This window comes from Streptomyces sp. JLYT201, assembly GCF_059448825.1.
Window position 1 is genome coordinate 4,862,831 of record NZ_CM182551.1, and the last position, 23,564, is coordinate 4,886,394.

The 23,564-nt window shown below is 73.1% G+C and carries 22 protein-coding genes; 8 read left to right on the forward strand and 14 right to left on the reverse strand.

Features of this window, described 5'->3' with window-relative positions; translation table 11 throughout:
- Nucleotides 1-21: 21 nt before the first annotated feature.
- From AC5WAM_RS20015 to pdhA, 8 genes are all read right to left on the reverse strand, one after another.
- On the reverse strand, nt 22-441 hold the full coding sequence (locus AC5WAM_RS20015) for a hypothetical protein (RefSeq protein WP_366791069.1): 420 nt from the start codon (nt 439-441) through the stop codon (nt 22-24).
- 221 nt (nt 442-662) lie between these two features.
- Nucleotides 663-1,640 (reverse strand): NAD(P)H-quinone oxidoreductase, encoded by a 978-nt coding sequence (locus tag AC5WAM_RS20020; protein WP_495523369.1) that lies wholly within the window; start codon nt 1,638-1,640, stop codon nt 663-665.
- A 113-nt stretch (nt 1,641-1,753) separates the two neighbouring features.
- Nucleotides 1,754-2,860, reverse strand: a complete 1,107-nt coding sequence (locus tag AC5WAM_RS20025; RefSeq protein WP_366791066.1) for a potassium channel family protein — start codon at nt 2,858-2,860, stop codon at nt 1,754-1,756.
- 34 nt (nt 2,861-2,894) lie between these two features.
- On the reverse strand, nt 2,895-4,781 hold the full coding sequence (locus AC5WAM_RS20030) for a molybdopterin molybdotransferase MoeA (RefSeq protein WP_495523370.1): 1,887 nt from the start codon (nt 4,779-4,781) through the stop codon (nt 2,895-2,897).
- Complete coding sequence (locus AC5WAM_RS20035) at nt 4,778-5,914, reverse strand: DUF6457 domain-containing protein (RefSeq protein ID WP_495523371.1); 1,137 nt, start codon at nt 5,912-5,914, stop codon at nt 4,778-4,780. Before AC5WAM_RS20035 ends, AC5WAM_RS20030 begins: the two co-directional genes overlap by 4 nt.
- Before the next feature lie 201 nt (nt 5,915-6,115).
- Entirely contained in the window at nt 6,116-7,600 is a 1,485-nt protein-coding gene (locus AC5WAM_RS20040; protein ID WP_495523372.1) for a dihydrolipoamide acetyltransferase family protein, read from the reverse strand.
- Nucleotides 7,600-8,604: an alpha-ketoacid dehydrogenase subunit beta gene (locus AC5WAM_RS20045; RefSeq protein WP_495523373.1), complete on the reverse strand. Its 1,005-nt coding sequence runs from the start codon at nt 8,602-8,604 to the stop codon at nt 7,600-7,602. Before AC5WAM_RS20045 ends, AC5WAM_RS20040 begins: the two co-directional genes overlap by 1 nt.
- Entirely contained in the window at nt 8,601-9,743 is a 1,143-nt protein-coding gene (gene pdhA / locus AC5WAM_RS20050; protein ID WP_495523374.1) for a pyruvate dehydrogenase (acetyl-transferring) E1 component subunit alpha, read from the reverse strand. The genes AC5WAM_RS20045 and pdhA overlap by 4 nt, the downstream gene beginning before the upstream one ends.
- 201 nt (nt 9,744-9,944) lie before the next feature.
- Between pdhA and AC5WAM_RS20055 the strand changes: the two genes are divergently transcribed.
- The gene (locus tag AC5WAM_RS20055) at nt 9,945-10,445 is read left to right on the forward strand and encodes an Lrp/AsnC family transcriptional regulator (protein WP_495523375.1); all 501 of its coding nucleotides are present in this window, start codon (nt 9,945-9,947) and stop codon (nt 10,443-10,445) included.
- A 62-nt stretch (nt 10,446-10,507) separates the two neighbouring features.
- Here AC5WAM_RS20055 and AC5WAM_RS20060 read toward each other — a convergent pair whose 3' ends face one another.
- Together AC5WAM_RS20060 and AC5WAM_RS20065 are read right to left on the reverse strand one after the other, a co-directional pair.
- Nucleotides 10,508-11,101 (reverse strand): TetR/AcrR family transcriptional regulator, encoded by a 594-nt coding sequence (locus AC5WAM_RS20060; RefSeq protein WP_366791060.1) that lies wholly within the window; start codon nt 11,099-11,101, stop codon nt 10,508-10,510.
- Complete coding sequence (locus AC5WAM_RS20065; RefSeq protein ID WP_495523376.1) at nt 11,098-12,612, reverse strand: 3-hydroxyacyl-CoA dehydrogenase; 1,515 nt, start codon at nt 12,610-12,612, stop codon at nt 11,098-11,100. Before AC5WAM_RS20065 ends, AC5WAM_RS20060 begins: the two co-directional genes overlap by 4 nt.
- Nucleotides 12,613-12,806: 194 nt before the next feature.
- Here AC5WAM_RS20065 and paaN point away from each other — a divergent pair, with 194 nt between their 5' ends.
- Nucleotides 12,807-14,498 carry a phenylacetic acid degradation protein PaaN gene (gene paaN / locus AC5WAM_RS20070; protein WP_495523377.1) on the forward strand — a complete coding sequence of 564 codons (1,692 nt, stop codon included), beginning with the start codon at nt 12,807-12,809 and terminating at the stop codon, nt 14,496-14,498.
- Nucleotides 14,499-14,565: 67 nt separating this feature from the next.
- On the opposite strand, the gene AC5WAM_RS20075 is transcribed toward paaN, so the two are convergent.
- The 3 genes from AC5WAM_RS20075 to AC5WAM_RS20085 are packed head-to-tail and all read right to left on the reverse strand — an operon-like array spanning nt 14,566 to nt 17,233.
- Nucleotides 14,566-15,369, reverse strand: a complete 804-nt coding sequence (locus tag AC5WAM_RS20075) for a TrmH family RNA methyltransferase (protein ID WP_495523378.1) — start codon at nt 15,367-15,369, stop codon at nt 14,566-14,568.
- A complete protein-coding gene (locus AC5WAM_RS20080) occupies nt 15,366-16,712 on the reverse strand; it encodes an HTTM domain-containing protein (protein WP_495523379.1) in 1,347 nt (448 codons plus the stop codon). Before AC5WAM_RS20080 ends, AC5WAM_RS20075 begins: the two co-directional genes overlap by 4 nt.
- A complete protein-coding gene (locus AC5WAM_RS20085) occupies nt 16,625-17,233 on the reverse strand; it encodes a DUF5819 family protein (RefSeq protein ID WP_495523380.1) in 609 nt (202 codons plus the stop codon). Before AC5WAM_RS20085 ends, AC5WAM_RS20080 begins: the two co-directional genes overlap by 88 nt.
- Before the next feature lie 956 nt (nt 17,234-18,189).
- Here AC5WAM_RS20085 and paaA point away from each other — a divergent pair.
- The 6 genes from paaA to AC5WAM_RS20115 all read left to right on the forward strand — a co-directional run bounded on the left by paaA (nt 18,190) and on the right by AC5WAM_RS20115 (nt 23,108).
- On the forward strand, nt 18,190-19,245 hold the full coding sequence (gene paaA / locus AC5WAM_RS20090) for a 1,2-phenylacetyl-CoA epoxidase subunit PaaA (RefSeq protein WP_495523381.1): 1,056 nt from the start codon (nt 18,190-18,192) through the stop codon (nt 19,243-19,245).
- Nucleotides 19,242-19,532 carry a 1,2-phenylacetyl-CoA epoxidase subunit PaaB gene (gene paaB, locus AC5WAM_RS20095; protein ID WP_138960827.1) on the forward strand — a complete coding sequence of 97 codons (291 nt, stop codon included), beginning with the start codon at nt 19,242-19,244 and terminating at the stop codon, nt 19,530-19,532. Before paaA ends, paaB begins: the two co-directional genes overlap by 4 nt.
- Complete coding sequence (gene paaC, locus AC5WAM_RS20100; protein WP_495523382.1) at nt 19,529-20,254, forward strand: 1,2-phenylacetyl-CoA epoxidase subunit PaaC; 726 nt, start codon at nt 19,529-19,531, stop codon at nt 20,252-20,254. Before paaB ends, paaC begins: the two co-directional genes overlap by 4 nt.
- Entirely contained in the window at nt 20,248-20,748 is a 501-nt protein-coding gene (paaD, locus tag AC5WAM_RS20105) for a 1,2-phenylacetyl-CoA epoxidase subunit PaaD (protein WP_172385145.1), read from the forward strand. Before paaC ends, paaD begins: the two co-directional genes overlap by 7 nt.
- Nucleotides 20,748-21,815, forward strand: a complete 1,068-nt coding sequence (gene paaE, locus AC5WAM_RS20110; protein WP_366791054.1) for a 1,2-phenylacetyl-CoA epoxidase subunit PaaE — start codon at nt 20,748-20,750, stop codon at nt 21,813-21,815. The genes paaD and paaE overlap by 1 nt, the downstream gene beginning before the upstream one ends.
- A gap of 144 nt (nt 21,816-21,959) precedes the next feature.
- Nucleotides 21,960-23,108, forward strand: coding sequence for an acyl-CoA dehydrogenase family protein (locus tag AC5WAM_RS20115; RefSeq protein WP_495523383.1), 1,149 nt, complete (start codon nt 21,960-21,962; stop codon nt 23,106-23,108).
- A gap of 76 nt (nt 23,109-23,184) precedes the next feature.
- On the opposite strand, the gene AC5WAM_RS20120 is transcribed toward AC5WAM_RS20115, so the two are convergent.
- Nucleotides 23,185-23,514 carry a rhodanese-like domain-containing protein gene (locus AC5WAM_RS20120; protein ID WP_495523615.1) on the reverse strand — a complete coding sequence of 110 codons (330 nt, stop codon included), beginning with the start codon at nt 23,512-23,514 and terminating at the stop codon, nt 23,185-23,187.
- Nucleotides 23,515-23,564 lie beyond the last annotated feature (50 nt).

Below are 23,564 nucleotides of genomic sequence, written 5' to 3' on the forward strand. Positions count from 1 at the left end.
GAACCGGGGCTCGTGACCGCGTCAGCCCCGGCGCACGCGCAGCCCCAGGAACCCCAGGCCGAGGCCGATCAGGACCAGGCCCGCGCCGAGCGGCAGGACGCGCAGGCCGGGGATAGGCGGTCCGGTCGCCGTACGCCGTGCGGACGGCGGCTCGGCGGCGTCGGCGGCGGGCGGCGGCCTCGGTTCGGTGCGCGGTTTCCGGGCCGCCGGGGGCGGCAGCGGACGCCAGCCGCGCGGATCGGGCACGACGAGCGGCTCCGCACGGCCCGGCCGGGCCCTGCCCTCGCCCGCACGGCTCCCGGCGAGCTCCACCTCGTCGTAGTACGCGGCCGAGGGGGCGGGGGACGGGTCGGCGGCGTACCCCGGGGCCGGGGCGAGCAGCACGCTCACCAGCGCCACCGGTACGGCCCCGCGCGAAGCACGGCACAGCCACGACGTCACCGCACGACTCCCTCCCGCTGCCGGGTCGCCAAGATCGCGGGCGTGCAGCCAGCCTCACACGGCACGCAGCATCCGGCATCTCGGCATCGGGCACGTGAGCCCGTCCGGCGTTTGAGGACGAGGCGCGAAGCGCCGATACGGCGGGGGCACGGGGCGGACAGCCCCCGGTTCGGGAAGGGGCGGGCCTGGGGCGCCACCCGCGAGGGCCGCTCCCGCGAGAGCTACCGCACCAGCAGCACCTTCCCCATGTGCCCCCCGTCCTCCAGAACCTGATGCGCGGCCCCCGCGTCCCGCATCGGCACGGTCCGGTCCACCACCGCCCGTACCTGCCCCGCCCCGATCAACGGCCACACGTGCTCCCGCACGGCCGCGACGATCGAGGCCTTCTCCGCGACGGGCCGGGCCCGCAGCGAGGTCGCGGTGACGGCGGCCCGCTTGCGCAGCAGCGTGGCGATGTTCAGCTCGCCCTTCACGCCGCCCTGCATGCCGATGATCGCGAGGCGGCCGCTGACCGCGAGGGAGTTGACGTTCCGCTCCAGGTACTTGGCGCCCATGATGTCCAGGATCACGTCCGCGCCCGCCCCGTCGGTGGCCCGCTGGATCTCCTCGGCGAAGTCCTGCTCGCGGTAGTCGATGAGGATGTCCGCGCCCAGGCCGCCGCAGAACGCCAGCTTCTCCTTGCCGCCCGCCGTCACCGCGACGCGCGCCCCGACGGCCTTCGCGAGCTGGATCGCCATGGTGCCGATGCCGCTGGCGCCGCCGTGCACGAGGAGCGTCTCGCCGGGGCGCAGATGGGCCACCATGAACACGTTCGACCAGACCGTGGCCGTGACCTCCGGGAGCGCGGCCGCCATGACCAGGTCGACGCCGTCGGGCACCGGCAGGACCTGCCCCGCCGGGACGGCGACCTTCTCCGCGTAGCCGCCGCCCGCGAGCAGCGCGCACACCTCCTGGCCGACCGCCAGACCGGCGACGCCGGGGCCGAGCGCCGCGATCCGCCCGGAGCACTCCAGGCCCGGGTACGGGGACGAGCCGGGCGGCGGGTCGTAGAAGCCCTGCCGTTGCAGCAGATCGGCGCGGTTCACGGCACTGGCCGCCACGTCGATGAGGACCTCGCCCTCAGCGGGTACGGGATCGGGGACCTCGGCCCACTGAAGCACCTCGGGCCCACCGGATTCGCGGATCGTGATCGCATGCATGCGGGCGAGGCTACTCCCGCACCCTTTGGCCGGAAGGGTGGTGCCCGCGAACGACACGGCCCCGGCCCCCCTCGGGGCGCGGGGCCGTGTCGGCACTCCGGGCAGCGCGGACCTCAGTCCAGCGGCCGCGCCACCCGCCGCGCGTCCGCCGCCGGTGGCTCCGGAGCCGGGGAAGCCCGAACGATCGTGATCAGCCGGTCCGTCAACTGGAGCTCACCGATGGCGGGATCGTCGTAGGCGAGCAGCCTGTGCCCCCGTACGACGCTGACGACGAGGTCCGGCATGTCGCGCACTCCGCGCCCCACCTCGGCCTTTATCACCGGCCGTTCGACCAGGTCGAGGCCGCTGCCCTGCTGGATCAGGTCCTCCATGACCACGCCCGCGCTCGGGCTGAGCACCGAAAGGCCGAGCAGCCGTCCCGCCGCGCTGGCACTGGTGATGACGGCGTCGGCACCGGACTGCCGCAGCAGCGGCGCGTTCTCCTCCTCGCGCACCGCGGCCACGATCTTCGCCTGCCGGTTGAGCTGCCGGGCGGTGAGCGTGACCAGGACCGCCGTGTCGTCGCGCTGGGTCGCCACGATGATCTGGCGGGCCTTCTGCACCTCGGCCCGCAGCAGCACGTCGCTGCGCGTGGCGTCGCCGACGACGCCCGCGTAGCCCTCCGCCGTGGCCGCGTCGACGACCTTCGAACTGGGGTCGACGATCACGACCTGCTCGGGCTTGAGTCCCGTCGCCTGCACGGTCTGGATCGCGGAACGGCCCTTGGTGCCGAAGCCGACGACGACGGTGTGGTCACGCAAGTTGGACCTCCAGCGGGAAAGCCGCCATTCCTCACGGGTGCGTTCCGTCAGCACTTCGAGCGTGGTGCCGACGAGGATGATCAGGAAGAGCACGCGCAGGGGCGTGATCAGGAAGATGTTGGCCATCCGCGCGCTGTCGCTGTGCGGGACGATATCGCCGTACCCGGTGGTGGAGAGCGTCACGGTGGCGTAGTACGAGGCGTCGAGGAAGTCGATCGTCCCGTTCGCGTTGTCGTGGTAGCCGTCGCGGTCGACGTACACGATGAGGATGGTCAGTCCCAGCACGAACATCGCCATCAGCAGGCGTTTGCCGACCTGGCGCAGGGGGCGTTCGACGACGCGCCTGGGGAGTTTGACGCGGTGGGTGACGAGGTGTTCGTCGGCTTGGCGCGCGATCGCGTCATGGCCGGGCAGTTTCACGTGAAACACACCTCGCCGAAGGGGTCCGCCAGTTTCACGTGAAACACACCTCGCTGAAAGGGTCCGTCGAGCCGTCGGGGCCCAACTCGCCGTGTGATCCACCTGGTTCGGTCCAGGGCAGATCGAGAATCTCCACTTCCTGCCGACGGCGCGCGCCGCCCGGCGGCACCACCGCGAGCCCGTCGGCGACCGCGATGCCCCGCAGCATCGCCGGGCCGTTGTAGTGCAACGGCACCGCGTACTCGGCCCGCAGGACAACCGGCACGAGGCGCGTGTCGTGCGGATGCCCGTGTACGTCGTCCCGCAGCGGCGCCGTGTACGGCTCTGCGGCGGGACGGCCCGCGAGTCCGCGCAGCAGCGGCTCGGCCAGGGTGAGCAGGCCGGAGACGGCGGCGAGGGGGTTTCCGGGGAGGCCCACGAGGTGGCGGACGGGAGGGCGGCCCGGCGCTGCCGGGGCCCGGCCGGGGGTAGCAGGGGGCGCCTTGGGGTGGGATTCCTTGGGCTGGGTGGCCTCCGGTCGGGCGGCCTCGGGCAGGCGGGCGAGCAGCATCGGGTGGCCGGGGCGTACCGCGACCCCGTCGACGAGCAACTCGGCGCCGAGGCGGCGCAGCGCGGGGTGGACGTGGTCGACGGGTCCGGACGCGGTACCGCCGGTCGTCACGATCACGTCGGCCGTGGACCGAACCAAGGCTTCGTAGAGGGCTTCCGCGTCATCGCCGAGGCGGCGTACGGCTGTTACGGCCACGCCGAGCGCGCGGAGCCAGGGCGGCAGCATCGGACCGAGCGCGTCCCGGATGCGACCTTCGTGCGGAAGCCCTTCGGTGAGCAACTCGTCGCCCAGGACGAGCACTTCCGCGCGGGGGCGCGGGGCGACGGACAGCGCGTCGTACCCGGCCGCGGCGGCGAGGCCGAGCACGGCGGGCGTCACCAATGCGCCGGGCGGAAGGAGTTGGTCCCCCGCGCGGCACTCCTGGGCGCGCGGCCGGATGTCCTGGCCGGGCACGACATCGCGCTGGGCGTGCAGCTTGTTCTTGTCGTCCACGCGCGCGTGCTCGCTGCGGATGACGGCGGTGGCGTCCTGTGGGATGCGGGCGCCGGTCGCGATCCGCACCGCCTCGCCGTCAGCGAGGGGCTCGGGCCGCTCCTGCCCGGCCAGGACCCCGTCCGCGAGGACCGTCCAGGGCCCCGGCCCGGCCACGGCCCACCCGTCCATCGCCGAGGTGTCGAAGGAGGGCAGGTCGGTGAGGGCGGCCAGGGGTGAGGTGAGGACGCGACCCAGGGTGTCGGACAACGGCGTGGTCACGGCAGCGGCGGCCCCCGGACCACCGGCCCTGCGGGACACCGCGCGGGCTTCGGGCCAGGAGGCGGCGCGGGAGCGGTGCCGCGCGCCTCCATGGGCCGCCGGGTCGTCGCCGGGCGCCGCGGCCCGGTCGCGCTGGGGCCCGGGGCCGCCTTGGGCAGGCGTGGACGGCGCCGACGGCTCGGGGTGGGAGCGGGGTGCGCCGGGCTCGTCGCGGTGGGGCGAGGTGCCCTGGCCGGTGGGCGGCGCGCTCGCGGGGGCGGTCCTGGGCTCCGGCCCGGGGGTGGAGGCGGTGCCCGGTGCGGGGGCGGCTGGGTCGTTCGCGGCCCTGGGGGCGGGCGAGGTGCCCGAGGTCTCAGCTGCGGGCGGAGCGCTCGGGGCCCGGGAGGCGGGCGGAGCGCTGGGTGACCCGGGGGCGGGCGGGACGTCCGCGGAACCCCTTGTGGGCGGAGCGCTCGGCGACCCGGGGGCAGGCGGCACGCTCGCGGAAGCCGCTGTGGGCGGAGCGCTCGGTGCCGCAGGGGCAGGCGGCACGCTCGCGGCTCGGGTGGCGGCGCGGTCCTCGTTCACCAGGGCCAGTGCCTCGTCCAGTTCGGCGTCGGCCGATTGGCCCCCGGTCATCGGGCGCCCGGATTCTCGTCGGCCGGGGCGGCCTGCGCACTGCCGGACGGCGCGTCCAGTGCCGTACCGGCGCTGGTGGCGGACCCTGACGGCCGGTTCCCGGCCGCGGGCGCCCCGCCCGGGTCCCCTTCCTCGGCCCAGCGGGCCGCGAGCGCGGCCGCCTTGCGCGATGCCTCCGCGACGGCCTGCGGCCCGCCGCTCGCCCCGGCGAGCCCCGCCGCGTACCCGACCAGGAAGGTGGTCAGCGGCGCGGCGGGCCGGGCCACGCCGTGCGCGGCGTCGCGGGCGAGGTCGAGGAGGGCGCCGGTGTCGACGTCGAGGTCGATGCCCAGTTCGTCCTTGACTGCGGAAATCCATTCATCCAACAACACGTGCCCATGCTCCCTGATCCGCGCGCGGGCGGCGGCGATGTCGTCCCAGGTGTCGCAGTCGAACGCGGCCAGCGGCTCGGCGATCCGGGCCAGGTCGAGGCGTTCGGTGAGCAGCCGAAGCGGCAGCCCGGCGAGCCCGGCTCCCGCGCGGGCGGGCTTCCCGGCGACGCCGGGGAGAGGCTCCCCGGCCGCACCCCGGGCGGAATCCCCGGCGGCGACTCGGACGGGACCCTCGGTGGCGACTCGGGCGGGACCTCCGGCGGCTTGAGCGGGGCCCCCGGCGGTGGCTCGGGCCGGACTCCCGGCCGCGATCCGGGCCAGTTCCCGGCGCAGCGCGGCGGCGCGGTACACGGCGACCAGCGGCTGGTCACGGCCGTCCGGGTCGGTGAGCAGCGCGCCGTCCGCCGTGCCCACCGCGGCGACGAGGCCGCGTACCGTCTCCGCGCGCAGGAACGGCAGGTCCGCGGAGAGCACCACCACCAGCTCGGCGGCGGTGTGGCGCAGGCCCGCGTCGAGCGCGGCCAGGGGCCCGCCGCCCGCGGGCTCCTCACGTGCCCACACCACGGGCCGCCCGGTGGGCCGGGGCGCCGCCACGACGACGGTCGTCGTCGCGCCGGAACAGGCGGTCAGGACGCGGTCGAGCAGCGCCCTGCCGCCCACGCGCACACCAGGCTTGTCCGCGCCGCCGAGCCGCGCCGCGCGGCCTCCGGCGAGCACGACGGCGTCGAACGCCGTCGTGCCGGGGGCCGTGTTCGTGGTCATCCACCGAGTATGGGCGCCCGAGATGTCAACGCCACCCCTTATGCGTGCCCCGCAGGTCTCATGTTCCTCACGGGCGGAGGGACCCGACGGGTGAGGGCGCCATCCGCTGAGGGCTCCGGGAGGTGGCGCCCGGGCGCCACCCGGCGGGGCCTTAGCCGTCGGCCGGGTGGCGCGGGGCGGCCCTCAGCCGGTGGAGCCCGGTCACACCTTGCGCAGCAGCACCGCCGGCTGTTCGACGCAGTCCGCCACGAACCTCAGGAAGCCGCCCGCCGTGCCCCCGTCGCACACCCGGTGGTCGAAGGTGAGCGACAGCTGGACGACCTGCCGGACCGCCAACTCCCCCTGGTGCACCCATGGCTTGGGCACGATCCGGCCGACGCCGAGCATGGCCGCCTCGGGGTGGTTGATGATCGGCGTGGATCCGTCGACGCCGAACACTCCGTAGTTGTTCAACGTGAACGTGGACCCCGTCAGTTCCCCGGGCGTGAGTGTCCCGGCCCGGCCCGCCTCCGAGAGGCGGGCGAGCTCGGCGCTCAGCGACTCCGTGTCGCGCGCGTGCGCGTCCCGCACGACGGGCACGACGAGCCCGCGCTCGGTCTGCGCGGCGAAGCCGAGGTGGACCTCGTCGAGCTGGACGACCTCCCGCGCCTCCATGTCGACCGTGGAGTTGAGCTCCGGATGGCGGGCGAGGGCCGCCGTGCAGATCCGGGCGAGCAGCGCGAGCAGGGAGACCTTCGGCCCGCCCGCCGCGTTCATCGCCGCGCGCGCGTTCATCAGTTCCGTCGCGTCCGCGTCGACCCATGTGGTGGCGTCCGGTATCTCCCGGCGGCTGCGGGACAGCTTGTCGGCCACCGCGCCGCGCACACCGCGCAGCGGCACGCGCGTGCCGGACGCGGGGGCGCGACCCGTGGCGGGCGCGCCCTCCCGGGTGCTGCCGAAGGTGGCGCCGAGGCCCGTCGCCGTGGTGCGCGCGGCGGCGGACGCCGGGGCGGGGCCCGCGGACGGCGCGGCCGTGGCCGCCGACGCCCGCATGACGTCCTCCACGTCGGCCCGCAGGATCAGCCCGTCCGGGCCCGAACCTGCGAGCTGCCGCAGGTCCACGCCGTTCTCCCGCGCCAGCCTGCGCACGAGTGGCGAGATCACCGGCACGGGCCCCTCGTCGTGCTCGGGGCCCTGCCCGGCGTCGGGGGTCCGGCCGGAGCCCGCCCTGGGCTCCACGGGCGCTTCCGAGCAGGCCTCCGCCCGGGTCTCCGTTGTCTCCGTTGGTGCTGCCGTGGGGACTGCCGGGGTAGCCGTCACGTCCAGCGCGGGGCGGATCCGTCGCCGCCTGGCGGGGGCCGCTCCCGTGCCGTAGCCGACGAGTACGTTCCCCGACGTCTCGTCCGCCGGGCCCGGGCCGCTGTCCGCGGCTCCGCCGCGCGCAGGTGCGCCCACCGCCGGGGTGCCCACCGCGACCGTCAGCAGGGGCGCCCCCACCGGCAGTTCGGTGCCCTCCTCGCCGAAGCGGGCGGTGACCACGCCCGCGTACGGGCAGGGGACCTCGACCATCGCCTTGGCCGTCTCGACCTCGACGACCAGCTGGTCCACTTCCACCACGTCGCCGACCTGCACCAGCCAGCGGGTGATCTCCGCCTCCGTGAGCCCCTCACCGAGGTCGGGCAGCTTGAACTCCAGGACCTGGGCCATCAGCTCCGCGCCTCCCACTGCAACCGCGCCACGGCGTCCAGGATGCGGTCGACGCCCGGCAGGTGGTGCCGCTCCAGCATCGGCGGCGGATAGGGGATGTCGAGCCCGGCGACCCGCAGCACCGGCGCCTCCAGGTGGTGGAAGCAGCGCTCGGTGACGCGCGCGGCGATCTCCCCGCCGGGCCCGCCGAAGCTGCTCGCCTCGTGCACCACGACCGCGCGCCCGGTGCGCCGCACGGACGCGGCCACCGTCTCGTCGTCGAACGGCACGAGCGAGCGCAGGTCGACCACTTCGAGGTCCCAGCCCTCCGCGCGCGCCGCCTCCGCCGCCTCCAGACAGACCGGCACGGACGGGCCGTACGTGATCAGTGAGGCGCTGCGCCCGGTGCGCCGCACCACGGCCTTGCCGATGGGCTCCACGGTCTCCGGAGCGTCCGGATTCCACTCGGCCTTCGACCAGTACAGGCGCTTGGGCTCCAGGAAGACCACGGGGTCGTCGGAGGCGATGGCGGCCCGCAGCAGTCCGTAGGCGTCGGCGACCGTGGCTGGCGTGACGACATGGAGCCCCGGCGTCGCCATGTAGTACGCCTCGGAGGAGTCGCTGTGGTGCTCGACGCCGCCGATCCCGCCGCCGTACGGCACCCGGATGGTGAGCGGCATGGGCATCGCGCCCTTGGTGCGGTTGCGCATCCGCGCCACGTGCGAGATCAGCTGCTCGAAGGCGGGGTAGGCGAACGCGTCGAACTGCATCTCCACGACGGGCCGCAGGCCGTACATCGCCATGCCGACCGCCGTCCCCAGGATGCCCGCCTCGGCCAGCGGCGTGTCCGTACAGCGGTCGTCGCCGAACTCCGCGGCGAGTCCGTCGGTGACGCGGAAGACGCCGCCGAGCGTGCCGACGTCCTCGCCCATGACGTGCACGGTGGGGTCGTCGGCCATCGCGTCGCGCAGGGCGCGCCCGAGCGCCTGCCCCATGGTGGCCGGTTTCACGGCGACAGTGGTCATCGGCCCGCTCCGTCCGACTCGGTCTCGGCGTCGAGCTCGGCCCGCAGCTGGGCGGCCTGCTCGCGCAGTTGGGAGGTCTGCTCGGCGTACACATGGGTGAACAGGTCCATCGGGTCCAGCTCGGGCTCCTGGTTCATCCGTTCCCTCAGGTCCGCCGCCATCGCCTCGGCGTTCTCGCGCACCGCGGCGGCGCGGTCCTCGTCGAGCAGCCCGCGCGCGGTCAGCTCCCGCTCCACGAGCAGGACCGGGTCGTGGTCGCGCCAGGCCTCCACCTCGTCGTCCTGGCGGTAGCGCGTGGCGTCGTCCGCGTTGGTGTGCGCTTCCAAGCGGTACGTCACCGCTTCCACGAGGGTGGGGCCGCCGCCCTCGCGCGCGTGCCGCACGGCCTCGCTGAGCACCTGGTGCACCGCGACCGCGTCGTTGCCGTCCACCAGGCGGCCCGGCATGCCGTAGCCCACGGCCTTGTGCGCCAGGGAGGGGGCGGCCGTCTGCTTGGCGAGCGGCACGGAGATCGCGAAGCCGTTGTTCTGCACGAGGAAGACCACCGGCGCCCGCCACACGGCCGCGAAGTTCAGCGCCTCGTGGAAGTCGCCCTCGCTGGTGCCGCCGTCGCCGACCATGGCGAGCGCGACCACGTCGTCGCCCTTGAGGCGGGCGGCGTGCGCGAGGCCCACGGCGTGCGGCAGCTGCGTGGCCAGCGGCGTGCACAGGGGCGCTATCCGGTGCTCACGCGGGTCGTACCCGGTGTGCCAGTCGCCGCGCAGGAGCGTCAGGGCACGCACCGGGTCCAGGCCGCGCGCCACGGCCGCGAGGGTGTCCCGATAGCTGGGGAAGAGCCAGTCGCGCTCCTCCAGGGCGAGCGCGGCGCCGATCTCGCACGCCTCCTGGCCGGTGCTCGACGGGTACACCGCGAGCCTGCCCTGCTTGGTGAGGGCCGTCGCCTGGGTGTTGTACCGCCGTCCGCGCACCAGTTCGGCGTGCAGGCGCAGGAGCAGCTGCGCGTCGGCCGAGGCGGCGGCCTCGGTGCCGAGCACCCGATACGGCGCCGCGTCGGGCAGCAGCGGCTCAGGGTCGGTCCTGAGCTGCCATGCGGGGGGCGGGGCGGGTCGATAGGCGCCCCGCTGCTCCATGACCGTCATGACGGCACCTCCTGGGGGGATGCTGAGGGAAGCGGTCTCCTCGTGGGAGCTGCAAAAGAGGCGCGGCGATGTGATGCGCCTCACCTACCGATTGTTCGGTCGTTGGCACATTTTGGCTACAGGCACCTCCAGGCTGTGGACAAACGGTTCTGCACAGCCTGGGATGGACGCATTACGTCCATGGTAAGGAGGCGGGGGGACATGGCAGCTGAACGAATGGCCGACAAGCAGGACGGGGGCCGTCCGGAACCGCCGCCCCGTCCGCTGGACGCCATCGACCGCGACATCCTGCAGATCCTGCACACGGACGGTCGCGCCTCGATACGTTCCGTGGCGGAGCGAGTCCACGTGTCGCGGGCGAACGCCTACGCGCGCATCAACCGGCTCATCGAGGACGGTGTCATCCGCGGCTTCGGCGCCCGGATCAACCACGAACGGGCAGGCCAGGGCGCTTCCGCGTACATCACCCTGAAGATCGTGCAGAACACCTGGCGCACGGTCCGCGACCAGCTGCGCACACTGCCGGGCGCCTCGCACATCGCCCTGGTCAGCGGCGACTTCGACGTACTGCTCCTGGTGCACACGCCCGACACGCGCGCGCTGCGCGAGCTGGTGCTCACCCGTCTGCAGTCCATCCCCGAGGTCCTGAGCACACGCACGCTGCTGGTCTTCGAGGAGGACGACCTGGAGACGGAGGGCTGAGGCGCCGGCCGTTCGCGCCGGGCGTACGCCGACGGATTCAGCCGTCGGCGTACCACCGGCTCTCAGCCGTCCGTACGCAACCCGGCGAACGCCAACTGCACCACTGCTTCAGCGACTTCCGTACCGTCGGCGGCACCACGGCTGTCCGGCCGGTACCACTCCACGATAGAATTGATCATTCCGAAGAGCAGCCTGGTGGCGAGGCGCAGCTCGACGTCCGAGCGCAGGTCGCCGTCCGCCGCGGCCTCCTTGAGGAGCGCCGCGACCTGGTGGTCGAAGTCCCTGCGCCGCTCCATCGCCCAGCGTTCGGTGTCGGTGTTGCCGCGCACGCGCAGCAGCAGCGTCACATAGGGCAGCTCGGCCACGAGCACCTCGACGGTGCGGCGCGTGACGTACTCCAGGCGGTCCACCGCCCTGCCCACGCGCGCGTGCTCCTCGTCGAGGACGGCGAAGAGGCCGTCGAGCGCCCGGCTCACCGCGCGCCGCAGCAGCTCCTCCTTGCCCGCGACGTGGTGGTAGATCGACGACTTGGAGATGCCGGCCGCCTTGGAGAGGTGCTCCATGGACGTGCCGTCGTAGCCCCGCTCGTTGAAGACCCGCACAGCGACCTCCAGGAGGGTCTGCGGGGTGTAGGTGTCGCGCCTCGCCGTGGTCATCCGTTCTCCTCCTGAGCGGCCGCGAGGCGCAGCCCCGGAGAGGGGGCGTAGCGCCCCGAGGGGTACTCGCTGTGCACGTCGTCGAGGAACCGGGCCACCCAGGAGAAGCCGAGCCCGGTTCCCCAGGCGAGCGGTCCGCGCGGGTAGTTGACGCCCAGGCGCATGGCGGTGTCGACGTCGTCCGCGTCGGCCACCTCGCGTGCGACGGCGTCGTGCGCGATGTCGACGAGCATCGCGACGGTACGGGCCACGATCATGCCCGGGGTGGCCCCGATGACGCTGACCTTCTTGCCGAGCGCCTGGAAGAGGCCCACGGCCTCGCTGAGGGCCCGGTCGCTCACGCGCACGTCACGGGCGAGGGCGATCCGGGTGGCGCTCGCGTAGTCGAGGGCCAGGTCGAACTCGATCGTGGGCTCCGCCGTGGCGTGCACGGACGCGCCGGAGACGAGGGCGAGCCGTGCTCCGCCGGGCAGCTCGATCCAGCCCGGGTACGGCGCGCACGCGGCCTCCTCGCGGTCCACGCGGATGCCCGCGGCCTCGATGAGCCCGACGAGGTCCGCGGCCTGGAACAGCTCGCCGCGCAGGGTGACGGTCGCCGGCGCGTCGGCGGGCTCCGCGGTGTGCGGCTCGGCACGCGGGGCGTCGTCCCCGTACGCGTACCAGCCCTGTCCCGACTTGCGCCCCAGGCGGCGCGATTCGACGAGGCGGCGCTGGGCGAGGGACGGCGCGAACTTGGGGTCCTGGAAGAACGACTCCCACACCGAGCGCGTGACGGCCTCGTTCACGTCCTGGCCGATGAGGTCGGTCAGCTCGAAGGGGCCCATCCTGAAGCCGCCGCACTCGCGCAGCACGGCGTCGATCGTCGCCGGATCCGCGACCCGCTCCTCGTACGCGCGCAGCGCTTCGGCGTAGAAGGGGCGCGCGACGCGGTTGACGATGAACCCGGGGGTGTCGGCGCAGCGCACCGGGGTCTTGCCCCAGGCCTTCGCCGTGTCGTACGCGCGCGTGGCGGCCGCTTCGTCGGTCGCGAAGCCGCTGACGACCTCGACGAGGGGCAGCAGCGGCGCCGGGTTGAAGAAGTGCAGGCCCACGAAGCGGCCGGGCCCGGTCAGCGCGCCCGCGATGGCCGTCACGGACAGGGACGAGGTGTTCGTGGCGAGCAGACAGTCCTCGGAGACGACGCCCTCAAGGTCCTGGAACAGCTTCTGCTTGACGTCCAGTTGCTCCAGGACGGCCTCGACCACGAGCCCGCACCCGGCGAGCTCGGCCAGGTCGTCGACCGCCTTGAGGCGCCCGGCGGCCGCGGCGCGGGCCTCTGCGTCGAGGCGGCCCTTCTCCACCAGCCGGTCCAGACGGGCGGCGATCGCCTCGGCGGCCGTCTTCGCGAAGCCGGGCGCGGCGTCGTACAGCCGCACCGGGTGTCCCGTCACCAGGGCGACCTGGGCTATGCCCTGGCCCATGGTGCCGGTGCCGACCACGGCGACCGGGCTGCTGAGATCGAGTGCTGTCATGCTCGCGATCCTCCCGCACAAGGGTCTTGGCCAGGGTTTCGGGGTGGGCGGGGAGGTTTTCCACAGCTTTGGCAGACCCTCTTGTCCCGACCGATCGTTCGGTTACTCTAGCTCTGTCCAGCTGTTCCTGCCCACTGCCCCTGCCCAGCTCGCCAGCTCGAAGGAGAGCTGACTCGACGAGGAGTTGGTCCCTCATGGCCGCCGAAGTCACCGCGCACCAGCTGATCGCCAAGCACCGGCCCACGCTCGACCAGGCCCTCGAGGCCATCAGCACGCGCGCGTACTGGTCGCCGCACCCCGAGCACCCCAAGGCCTATGGGGAGAACGGCAGCCTGAGCCTGCCGGAAGGCAAGGCCGCCTTCGAGTCCCTCCTGAACGGCCGCTTCGACCTCGACCAGCCCGGCACGGACGACTGGACGGGCGCGGAAGTCTCCCCCTTCGGCCCCGAGTTGGGCATCACGTATCCGCACCCGGACGTGGACACCCTGCTCCCCGCGATGCGCGCGGGTCTGCCCGCCTGGCGCGACGCGGGCGCCGAGGCGCGCGCGGCGGTCTGTCTGGAGATCCTGTCGCGCATCAGCGCCCGTACGCACGAGTTCGCGCACGCGGTCATGCACACCAGCGGCCAGGCCTTCATGATGGCGTTCCAGGCGGGCGGCCCGCACGCCCAGGACCGCGGCCTGGAAGCCGTGGCGTACGCGTACGCCGAGCAGGCCCGCACCCCCGGCACCGCCGAGTGGAACAAGCCCCAGGGCAAGCGCGACCCCCTGGTCCTCACCAAGCGCTTCACCCCGGTCGGCCGCGGCATCGCCCTGCTGATCGGCTGCAACACCTTCCCGACGTGGAACGGCTACCCGGGCCTCTTCGCCTCCCTCGCCACGGGCAACGCGGTCCTGGTCAAGCCCCACCCGCGCGCCGTGCTCCCGCTCGCCCTGACGGTGCGGGTCGCCCGCGAGGTCCTCGCCGAGGCGGGCTTCGATCCGAACCTGGTCGCGCTCGCCGCCGAGCGCCCCGGCGAAGGCATCGCCAAGACCCTCGCCGTCCGCCCCGAAGTCAAGATCATTGACTACACGGGCTCCACGGCCTTCGGCGACTGGCTGGAGACCCACGCCCGCCAGGCGCAGGTCTACACGGAGAAGGCGGGGGTCAACACGGTCGTCATCGAGTCGACCGACAACTACAAGGGCATGCTGGCGAACCTCGCCTTCTCCCTGTCGCTGTACAGCGGCCAGATGTGCACGACCCCGCAGAACCTCCTCATCCCGCGCGAGGGCATCGCGACGGACGCGGGCGCCAAGTCGTACGACGAGGTGGTCACGGACCTCGCCGCCGCGGTGAGCGGCCTCCTGGGCGACGACGCCCGGGCCAACGGCATCCTGGGCGCCCTGGTCAACCCGGACGTGAAGGCCCGCCTGGAGGCGGCGCCCGGCATCGGCGAAGTCGCCCTGCCCTCGCGGGAGATCGCGAACCCCGAGTTCCCGGACGCCGTCGTGCGCACCCCGGTGATCGTGAAGCTGGACGGCGCGAAGCCGGACGCCGAGGCCGCGTATCTGAGCGAGTGCTTCGGCCCGGTGTCGTTCGCCGTCGCCGTGGACTCCGCGGCGGACGCGGTGGACCTGCTGCGGCGCACGGTGCGCGACAAGGGCGCCATGACCGTCGGCGCGTACACCACCTCCGAGGACGTCACCTCCGCCGTCGAGGAGGCCTGCCTGGAGGAGAGCGCCCAGCTGTCGCTGAACCTGACCGGCGGGGTCTATGTGAACCAGACCGCGGCGTTCTCGGACTTCCACGGCTCCGGCGGCAACCCCGCGGCGAACGCCGCGCTGTGCGACAGCGCCTTCGTGGCCAACCGCTTCCGCGTGGTGGAGATCCGCAAGGAGGCGTGAGCGGGCGGCACACGGCGCCCGCCGGGCCCGGCAGCGGGCCGCGCGGCCCGGCCCCGGGAGCGGAGGCTCAGTCCCGCGCTCCCGGCGGTCCGCCCGCCGGCCCGTGGAGCGACGACCAGTGGAACAGCGTCATGCCGACGCTCGTCGCCAGGTTGTAGCTGGAGACCTGCGGCCGCATCGGCAGGGACACCAAGTGCTCGGCGCGGGCCCGCAGCTCCGGAGACAGACCGCTGCGCTCGGACCCGAAGGCGAGGACGGCGTCGTCGGGGAGCTTGAGCCCCCGGATGTCCTCGCCCTCGGCGTCGAGGGCGAACACCGGTCCCGGGGGCAGCTCGTCGACGTCCAGGCGCTCCACCGCCGTGGCGAAGTGCAGCCCCGCACCGCCGCGGACCACCGTGGGATGCCAGGGGTCGAGCGTGCCGGTCGTCACCACGCCCGTCGCGCCGAAGCCCGCGGCGAGCCGGATCACCGCCCCCGCGTTGCCGAGGTTGCGCGGATCGTCCAGGACGACGACGGGCGCCGTCCTCGGCCTGCGGGCCAGCACCTCCAGATTGGCGGCGCGCGAGGGACGTACCGCCAGAGCAGCCACCGCGGTGGGGTGCAGCCGGGGCACCAGGGCGCGCAGCGTCGCGTCGCCGATCTCGGCGAGCAGCCCGTCGAGCGCGTCCGTGACGTCCGGCGCGAGGTCCTCCGCAAGAGCGAGCGCGGCCGCCTTGTCGCTGGTCAGCGCCACCGGGACACGCGCGCCGAAGCGCAGCGCGTGCTTCAGCGCGTGAAAGCCGTCCAGCAGCACCGACGTAGCGGCGAGCCCGCGCCACACACGCACCGCGTCCGCCGTGCCCGGCCCGCCGCCCTCATCCGTACCGCTCATGCACCGAAGCCTACGCGCGTGTGCTCGGCACTCTCCTGCGCGCTCCGGCCGCCCTGCGGGGCCGTCCGCGGCCCCGCAGGGACCCGCGCAGGGTGGAGGCCCCGGGTAAGGCGGGACAGCGGCAGACGGGCGGACAGCGCTCCACGCGCGCGTGCCGCCCACCTCCCGAGCCGCCGCAGGAACGACGTCGGCAGGAACACCGCGTCGGCCGCGATCATCGCGAGCGAGAAGAACGGCAGGCCGAGGACCAGCGCGATCACGGCGTGCTCGCAGATCATCAACGTCAACAGCACGTTCTTGACGCGCCGGTTGAGCAGCGTGAACGGAAAGGCGACCTGCACGACGACCGTCCCGTAGGTGATGATCATGATCATCACGCCGTGCGAGGACAGCAGCTCCGACAGGGCGGGCCAGGGCGAGAAGTAGTCCAGGTTCAGCGGGTAGTAGACCGCCGTCCCGTCCTGCCAGCGACTGCCCTGGATCTTGTACCAGCCCGCCGTCGCGTAGATCAGACACGCCTCGACCATGATCACGAGCAGGGCCGCGTTGTGCACGAGGTTGGCCACGACGTCGAGCAGCAGGCGCTGCGCCCCGCGCGGCGCGTGCCGCCCGGCGGCCCACCACAGACCCTGGGACGCCCACAGACCCCAGAAGAGCACCAGCCAGAACCAGCCGAGCTCACCCATGCCCGTCACGAGGGCCAGCGCGATCCCGAGCACCCACCACAGAACGGGGCCGACGCGGTCCCCGCCCCCGGCACGCGCGCGTGTCCGTCGTCGCGCGTCCAGGGACCACACCTGTCCGCAGCGCGTGAACACCAGGTAGATCGCCATCAGATGGATGACGTTGTCGCCGCCGTCACCCATGAAGATGCTGCGGTTCTGCAGCGAGAGGACACCGATCATGAAGAGCACGGACATGGTCCGCGTGCGCCATCCCACCAGCAGCAGCGCGCTGGTGAGCATGGCGAAGCCGTAGACGAACTGGAACCAGAGCTGCGCTTCGGACCACATGAGCACCGTGAACGCGTCGTTCTCGGAGAGCAGCTGGCGGGCCATGTCCCAGCCCCACGGACCGTCGGGCCCGTACAGCTCGTTCCGGTGCGGCAGTTCGCGCAGCAGGAACAGCAGCCACGTCGCCGCGAAGCCGATGCGGACCACCGCGCTCTGGTACGGCCCGAGAGCCCGCGCGGTGACGCGCTGGAGCCCCCGCGCGAGCGGTTCGAGACGCGGCACTTGACGCTCCTTCGGGCGGCTCACCGGACACCGCTCCCCTCGGCGACGTCCCGCCTCGCGCGCGTGCCGTCGGCCAGGGGCAGGTCGTCCGGGGTCACCGACCACCATGGCAGCAACCGGAGGAGCGGTTCGGCGTTGCTCTTCTCGTCGCTCCACTTCGGCGGCCGCACCCCCGTCGTCCGTGACCGGACCTGCACCTGGTCGATCGCCTCACCGCGCGCGAGCGGCTCGTGGCGGTCGATGCGCAGCAGCACGATGCGGCGGACGTAGCGCTCGGAGATCTCTCCGCGCAGACCGGTGGGACGATTCTTCGCGTCGTGCGTGGACACGAAGAAGTCCCAGGCCCGGCGCAGTTCGTTCTGCTGCGTGTGGCTCGGCAGGAGGTTGTGGTCGATGGCCGCGCCGTCCTGCGCCGACAGGTCGTACCAGCGGGTGACCCGGCGACCGCCGTCCGCGGTACGCAGCTGCGCCCGGGCCTGCACCGCGACGTTCTGCTGCAGCGGATTGGGCGCGAACAGCTTCCAGTTCTGCTCGAACTCCGGGTACACCCAGTCGTAGATCTTCTTGCCGTGCTCCTTGCTCACCGTGTTCGCCGGGGCGACGTGCAGGAACAACATCCCCAGGTGCACGCAGACGGTGACGACGATCAACGCGAGCGCGAGGGCGGCGGCGAGCTGGTAGCCACGGGGGAGGCCGGCGATTCCGGCGGGCAGGTCGGGACCGGAGCCGGGGCCGGGGCCCGTGGGCAGTTCGGGGGGTGGGCTGCCGTGGTTCGGGGGAGCGCCCGCGATCGGGGGGTCCCCCGCAGGCCAGGCGCCGGCGTCGGCGGGGGAGTCTCCGGGGGCGGGGAGGCCTGCCTCTGCGGGAAAGCCGCCGCCGGCCGAAGGGGCACCACCTGACGAAGAAGCGCCATCGGCTGAAGGGGCACCACCCGACGAAGGAACCCCATCGGCCGAAGGGGCACCCGATGACGCAGGGGCACCATCGGCCGCAGAGGCATCGCCCTCCGGAAGGGAGCCATCGGCCGCAGACGCGCCATCACTACGGGAACCACCATCGGCCGAGAGACCATCGCTGGCCCCGCGCACCCCGTCCCCTACGGATGCCCCATCCGCCCTGGAGACCTCGCTCATCCCGGCGGCCTCACCTGCCCCAGCAGCCTTGACCATCCCGGCAGCCTCGCCCGCCCCGAACAGCTCCTCCACCGCAGGCATCCCACAGCCCTCTTGTGCCTCCTGCATCCCGGAGGCCTGCTCGGCCCCATCCGACGCTGAAGGCGCAACGGCCTCGTCCGGCGCGGAAGACCCGTCGGCCCCGTCCGGCGCAGAGGACCCGTCAGGCCCGACAGGCCCGTCCCGCGGGCCCTTGTCGTAGGCGTCCATTCCGTCCCGTTTCCCGTTCCCGCACCGAACCCTGCCGCCGGAACCGTACTCAGGCCTGCCCGCCAGGCACAGCGGCACGGAGGTTATCCACAGGGTTGACACCTTATGGCGAGGCGCCGCACCATTGAATTCCGGCGGACCGAACGATCGGTCGGGAGGTCGTCGGAGGACGCAGAGACTGCCCGAGGTCGAGGGGGACCGAGATGGCGACAGCGCACAAGGCGCCCGACGCGGCGAAGGACAGGGCTGCGCCCGGCCCCGCGGCCACCGGCGTGGTCCCGGACACCACCGAGCTCGAGGCCCTCTTCGACGCCGCCGTGGCGGCCGACGAGCGCATCGAGCCCCGCGACTGGATGCCCGACGCCTATCGCGCGACGCTCGTGCGCCAGATCGCGCAGCACGCCCACTCCGAGATCATCGGCATGCAGCCGGAGGCGAACTGGATCACGCGCGCCCCGTCGCTGCGCCGCAAGGCGATCCTGATGGCCAAGGTCCAGGACGAGGCGGGCCACGGCCTGTATCTGTACAGCGCGGCGGAGACGCTCGGCGTCAGCCGCGACGAGCTGCTCGACAAGCTGCACTCGGGCCGCCAGAAGTACTCATCGATCTTCAACTACCCGACGCTGACCTGGGCGGACGTGGGCGCCATCGGCTGGCTCGTCGACGGCGCGGCGATCACCAACCAAGTCCCCCTGTGCCGCTGCTCGTACGGCCCGTACGCACGCGCGATGGTCCGCGTCTGCAAGGAAGAGTCCTTCCACCAGCGCCAGGGGTACGAACTGCTGCTGACTCTCAGCCGCGGCACCCCCGAGCAGCACGCCATGGCCCAGGACGCCGTGGACCGCTGGTGGTGGCCGTCCCTGATGATGTTCGGCCCCCCGGACGCCGAGTCGTCGCACTCCGAGCAGTCCATGACCTGGAAGATCAAGCGCCACTCGAACGACGAGCTGCGTCAGCGCTTCGTGGACATCTGCGTCCCCCAGGCCGAGTCCCTCGGTCTCACGCTGCCCGACCCCGACCTGCGGTGGGACGAGGAGCGGGGACACCACACGTTCGGCCCCATCGACTGGAGCGAGTTCTGGTCGGTCCTCAAGGGCAACGGCCCGTGCAATGAGGAGCGCATCACCCAGCGCAGGCGCGCCCACGAGGAAGGCGCCTGGGTGCGCGACGCGGCAGCGGCGTACGCCGCCAAGCACAGCGACCACGACAAGGACCGCCGCCCCGCGGCGCTCGGCACCCCCGCGGAGGCAACCGCATGAGCAGCTCGACCGAATGGCCCCTGTGGGAAGTGTTCGTGCGCTCGCGCCGCGGCCTCTCGCACACCCACGCGGGCAGCCTGCACGCCCCGGACGCCGACATGGCCCTGCGCAACGCCCGTGATCTGTACACGCGCAGAAGCGAAGGCGTCTCCATCTGGGTCGTGCCCTCCGCCGAGATCACCGCGTCGTCCCCGGACGAGAAGGACTCCTTCTTCGATCCGGCCGCCGACAAGCCGTACCGCCACCCGACGTTCTACGACATCCCGGAAGGAGTGAAGCACCTGTGACCACGACGCCCCGCACCACCGACATCGCGGCCCTCGCCCTCGGCGACGACGCGCTGGTGCTCTCGCACCGCCTGGGAGAATGGGCGGGCCACGCCCCCGTCCTCGAAGAAGAGGTCGCCCTGGCGAACATCGCGCTGGACCTCCTCGGCCAGGCCCGCATCCTGCTGTCCCTCGCGGGCGACGAGGACGAGCTGGCGTTCCTGCGCGAAGAGCGCGCCTTCCGCAACGTCCAGCTGGTCGAGCAGCCCAATGGCGACTTCGCCCACACCATCGCCCGCCAGCTCTACTTCTCCGTCTATCAGAACTTGCTGTACACCCAGCTGGCCTCCACGGACAGCGAGTTGGCGCCCCTGGCCGCGAAAGCCGCCAAGGAAGTCGCCTACCACCAGGACCACGCCGAGCAGTGGACGCTGCGGCTCGGCGACGGCACGGCGGAGAGCCACCAGCGGATGCAGCGCGGCCTGGACGCCCTGTGGCGGTTCACGGGAGAGCTGTTCCAGCCGGTGCCCGGCGTGGACATCGCCTGGCAGACGCTGCGCGAGCAGTGGACCGCCACGGTCACCGGAGTCATCGAGAAGGCCACGCTCACCGTCCCGGAGGGCCCGCAGAGCGGGGCCTGGACAGCGGGCGCAGGACGCGAGGGCCTGCACACGGAGCCGTTCGGCCGGATGCTCGCCGAAATGCAGCACCTGCACCGCAGCCACCCGGGGGCGTCATGGTGAGCGTCGCGCCCACCGCCCTCGAAGAGCGCCTGCTCGCCCTGGCGGGTTCGGTGCCCGATCCCGAGCTGCCCGTCCTGACCCTCGCCGAGCTCGGCGTGGTCCGTGCGGTCCACGCCAGCGGCCCCGGCCGGGTCGAGGTCGAGCTGACGCCGACGTACACCGGCTGCCCCGCGATCGAGGCCATGTCCGCCGACATAGAGCAGATCCTCCACGAGCACGGCGTGGCCGACGTCCAGGTGCGCACGGTGCTCTCTCCTGCCTGGTCCACGGACGACATCAGCGCCGAAGGCCGCCGCAAGCTCGCCGAGTTCGGCATCGCCCCGCCCCGCCCGCACGCCGCCGAAGGGCCCGTGCCACTCACCCTCGCCGTGCGCTGCCCGCACTGCGGCTCCACCGACACCGAGCTGCTCAGCCGCTTCTCGTCCACGGCCTGCAAGGCGCTGCGCCGCTGCGTGGCCTGCCGCGAACCCTTCGACCACTTCAAGGAGCTGTGATGGCGCGCTTCCACCAGCTGCGCGTAGCGGCCGTCGAGCAGCTCACCGACGACTCCGTGGCCCTGACCTTCGACGTCCCCCCGGACCTGCGCGAGGACTACCGCTACACCCCGGGCCAGCACCTCGCCCTCCGCCGCGTCGTCGACGGCGTGGAGATCCGGCGGACCTACTCGATCTGCTCCCCGGCACCCGCCCCCCAGGAGGCCGGGGCCCCCGGCACGTTGCGGGTCGGCGTGCGCGTGGTGGACGGCGGCGCCTTCTCGACGTACGCGCACAAGGAAATAGCCGTGGGCGACGAGCTGGAGGTGATGACCCCCGCGGGCCGCTTCACCCTGGACCCCGCCCCCGGCCGGTACGCGGCGGTGGTCGGCGGCAGCGGCATCACCCCGGTCCTCTCCATCGTCACCACGCTCCTGGAGCGGGAGCCGCGTGCCCAGTTCTGCCTCATCCGAAGCGACCGCACCACGGCGTCCACGATGTTCCTTGAGGAGGTCGCCGACCTCAAGGACCGCTGGCCGGACCGGTTCCAGCTGGTGACGGTGCTCTCCCGCGAGGAGCAGCAGGCCGGGCTCACCTCCGGGCGGCTCGACCAGGAGCGGCTCGCGGCCCTGCTGCCCGCGCTGCTCACGGTGCCCGAGGTCGACGGCTGGTTCCTGTGCGGCCCGTACGGCCTGGTGCAGAGCGCGGAGCGGACCCTGCGGTCCCTCGGCGTGGACCGGCGCCGCATCCACGAGGAGATATTCCACGTCGACGCCGCCCCCACGGCAGCCGCGACCGTGCCGGTGCGCGAGCACAGCACCGTCACCGTGACCCTCGACGGCCGCTCCGGCACCTGGCCGGTGCAGGCGGGGGAGACGCTCCTCGACACGGTGCTGCGCAACCGCGCGGACGCGCCGTTCGCCTGCAAGGGCGGAGTCTGCGGCACCTGCCGGGCCTTCAAGGTCTCCGGGGACGTCCGCATGGACCGGAACTTCGCACTGGAGCCGGAGGAGACCGAGGCCGGATACGTCCTGGCCTGCCAGTCCCATCCGACCACGGACAAGGTGGAGCTGGACTTCGACCGCTGAGCCGACCGCTGCCGCGCCGGTGCGCCCGCCACCGGGGCAGCACCTGTTCCCATCTGCTAGAACCTGTTCTATCTTGACGACCCGTCAGAAACGGTGACGGGGCGAACGGACACGACCAGGCCGGCGCGCGCGGGAGGACGAACAGTGGACTTCACCTTCACCGAGGAGCAGCAGGCAGCGCTGGAAGCGGCCCAGGCGGTCTTCGCCGACGTCGCACCCGACGGCGTGCCCAGCCCCTCCCTCACCCCCGGGGCCGTCGCCGACGACTTCGACCGCGCCCTGTGGGCCAAGCTCGCCGAGGCCGACCTGCTCAGCCTGCTCCTCTCCCCCGAGTACGGCGGCTCCGGCCTCGACGCCATCGCGCTCTGCCTCGTCCTGCGCGAATCAGCGAAGGTACTCGTCCGCGTCCCGCTCCTGGAGTCCAGCGCGGCCGCGTGCGCCGTACAGGCCTACGGCAGCGACGAGTTGAAGCAGAGGCTCCTCACCCGGGCCGCTCGGGGCGAGGCGGTCCTGACCGTGGCCGCGCACGGCCGCACCGGACATGACGGAGCCGAACTCGCCGTCACCGCACGGCCCGACGGCGCCGACTGGCTCCTCGACGGCGTCCAGACCGCCGTGGCCTGGGCGCAGACCACCGACGTCACCCTCGTACCGGCCTCCGCCCCGGAAGGCCGCACCGTCCTCGCCGTCGTCCCCCGCGCCGCCCCGGGCCTGAGCCTCGCCGAGCAGATCTCCACCAGCGGCGAACGCCTCGGCGAACTGCACCTGGACTCCGTGCGCGTGCCCGGCTCCGACCTCATCACCACCGACGGGGCCTGGGACTTCCTACGCGACCTGGTCACCACCGGCACCTGCGCGCTCGCGCTCGGCCTCGGCACCAGGGTGCTGCGCATGACCAGCGAATACGCCGGGAAGCGCGAGCAGTTCGGTCACCCCATCGCCACGTTCCAGGCCGTCGCGGTCCAGGCCGCCGACCGCTACATCGACCTGCGCGCGATGGAAGCGACCCTCTGGCAGGCCGCCTGGCGCCTCAGCACACCGGACCGCACGGCCCCCGGCGACGGGCTGCTCCCTGTCGCCGCCGACATCGCAGTCGCGAAGACCTGGGCCTCGGAGGGCGTACGCCGCGTCGTCCAGACCGCTCAACACCTGCACGGCGGCTTCGGCGCCGACACCGACTACCCCCTGCACCGCTACCACGCCTGGGCCAAGCACCTGGAGCTCTCCCTCGGCCCTGCGGCAGCCCACGAGGAAGCACTGGGCGACGTACTCGCCGCCCACGCCCTCGGCTGAGCCGACACGCGACAGCGACCGGGGGCCGCCGAGGAGGAGCGGACCCGCGCGGGAAAGAGGCAGCGGTGGCGGCGCCCTAGATCACGGTGCCCGGCTGACCCTTGTCATCGACGACGGGCTTGCCGGAGGCCTCCCAGACCTGCATGCCGCCGTCCACGTTGGCCGCGTCGATGCCCTGCTGGGCGAGGTACATCGTCACCTGTGCCGAACGGCCCCCGGACCGGCAGATCACGTTCACCCTGCCGTCCTGCGGCGCCGCCTCGGTCAACTCCCCGAAGCGGGAAACGAATTCACTCATCGGAATGTGCAGCGCATCCGCCACGTGGCCAGCCTGCCACTCATCGTCCTCACGGACGTCGAGCAGAAAGTCGCCGTCCGTGAGATCAGCGACCGTGACCGTGGGCACACCAGAACCGAATTCCATGCCACCGACGCTACCCGACCCCCGCGCCACGG

What these genes read in the sequence shown, in the direction of transcription:
- AC5WAM_RS20020 (WP_495523369.1), bottom strand. Translation starts at nt 1,640, where the DNA reads ATGCATGCGATCACGATCCGCGAATCCGGTGGGCCCGAGGTGCTTCAG.
- AC5WAM_RS20030 (WP_495523370.1), bottom strand. Translation starts at nt 4,781, where the DNA reads ATGACCGGGGGCCAATCGGCCGACGCCGAACTGGACGAGGCACTGGCC.
- AC5WAM_RS20035 (WP_495523371.1), bottom strand. Translation starts at nt 5,914, where the DNA reads ATGACCACGAACACGGCCCCCGGCACGACGGCGTTCGACGCCGTCGTG.
- AC5WAM_RS20040 (WP_495523372.1), bottom strand. Translation starts at nt 7,600, where the DNA reads ATGGCCCAGGTCCTGGAGTTCAAGCTGCCCGACCTCGGTGAGGGGCTC.
- AC5WAM_RS20045 (WP_495523373.1), bottom strand. Translation starts at nt 8,604, where the DNA reads ATGACCACTGTCGCCGTGAAACCGGCCACCATGGGGCAGGCGCTCGGG.
- pdhA (WP_495523374.1), bottom strand. Translation starts at nt 9,743, where the DNA reads ATGACGGTCATGGAGCAGCGGGGCGCCTATCGACCCGCCCCGCCCCCC.
- AC5WAM_RS20055 (WP_495523375.1), top strand. Translation starts at nt 9,945, where the DNA reads ATGGCAGCTGAACGAATGGCCGACAAGCAGGACGGGGGCCGTCCGGAA.
- AC5WAM_RS20060 (WP_366791060.1), bottom strand. Translation starts at nt 11,101, where the DNA reads ATGACCACGGCGAGGCGCGACACCTACACCCCGCAGACCCTCCTGGAG.
- AC5WAM_RS20065 (WP_495523376.1), bottom strand. Translation starts at nt 12,612, where the DNA reads ATGACAGCACTCGATCTCAGCAGCCCGGTCGCCGTGGTCGGCACCGGC.
- paaN (WP_495523377.1), top strand. Translation starts at nt 12,807, where the DNA reads ATGGCCGCCGAAGTCACCGCGCACCAGCTGATCGCCAAGCACCGGCCC.
- AC5WAM_RS20075 (WP_495523378.1), bottom strand. Translation starts at nt 15,369, where the DNA reads ATGAGCGGTACGGATGAGGGCGGCGGGCCGGGCACGGCGGACGCGGTG.
- AC5WAM_RS20080 (WP_495523379.1), bottom strand. Translation starts at nt 16,712, where the DNA reads ATGGTGGTCGGTGACCCCGGACGACCTGCCCCTGGCCGACGGCACGCG.
- paaA (WP_495523381.1), top strand. Translation starts at nt 18,190, where the DNA reads ATGGCGACAGCGCACAAGGCGCCCGACGCGGCGAAGGACAGGGCTGCG.
- paaB (WP_138960827.1), top strand. Translation starts at nt 19,242, where the DNA reads ATGAGCAGCTCGACCGAATGGCCCCTGTGGGAAGTGTTCGTGCGCTCG.
- paaD (WP_172385145.1), top strand. Translation starts at nt 20,248, where the DNA reads ATGGTGAGCGTCGCGCCCACCGCCCTCGAAGAGCGCCTGCTCGCCCTG.
- paaE (WP_366791054.1), top strand. Translation starts at nt 20,748, where the DNA reads ATGGCGCGCTTCCACCAGCTGCGCGTAGCGGCCGTCGAGCAGCTCACC.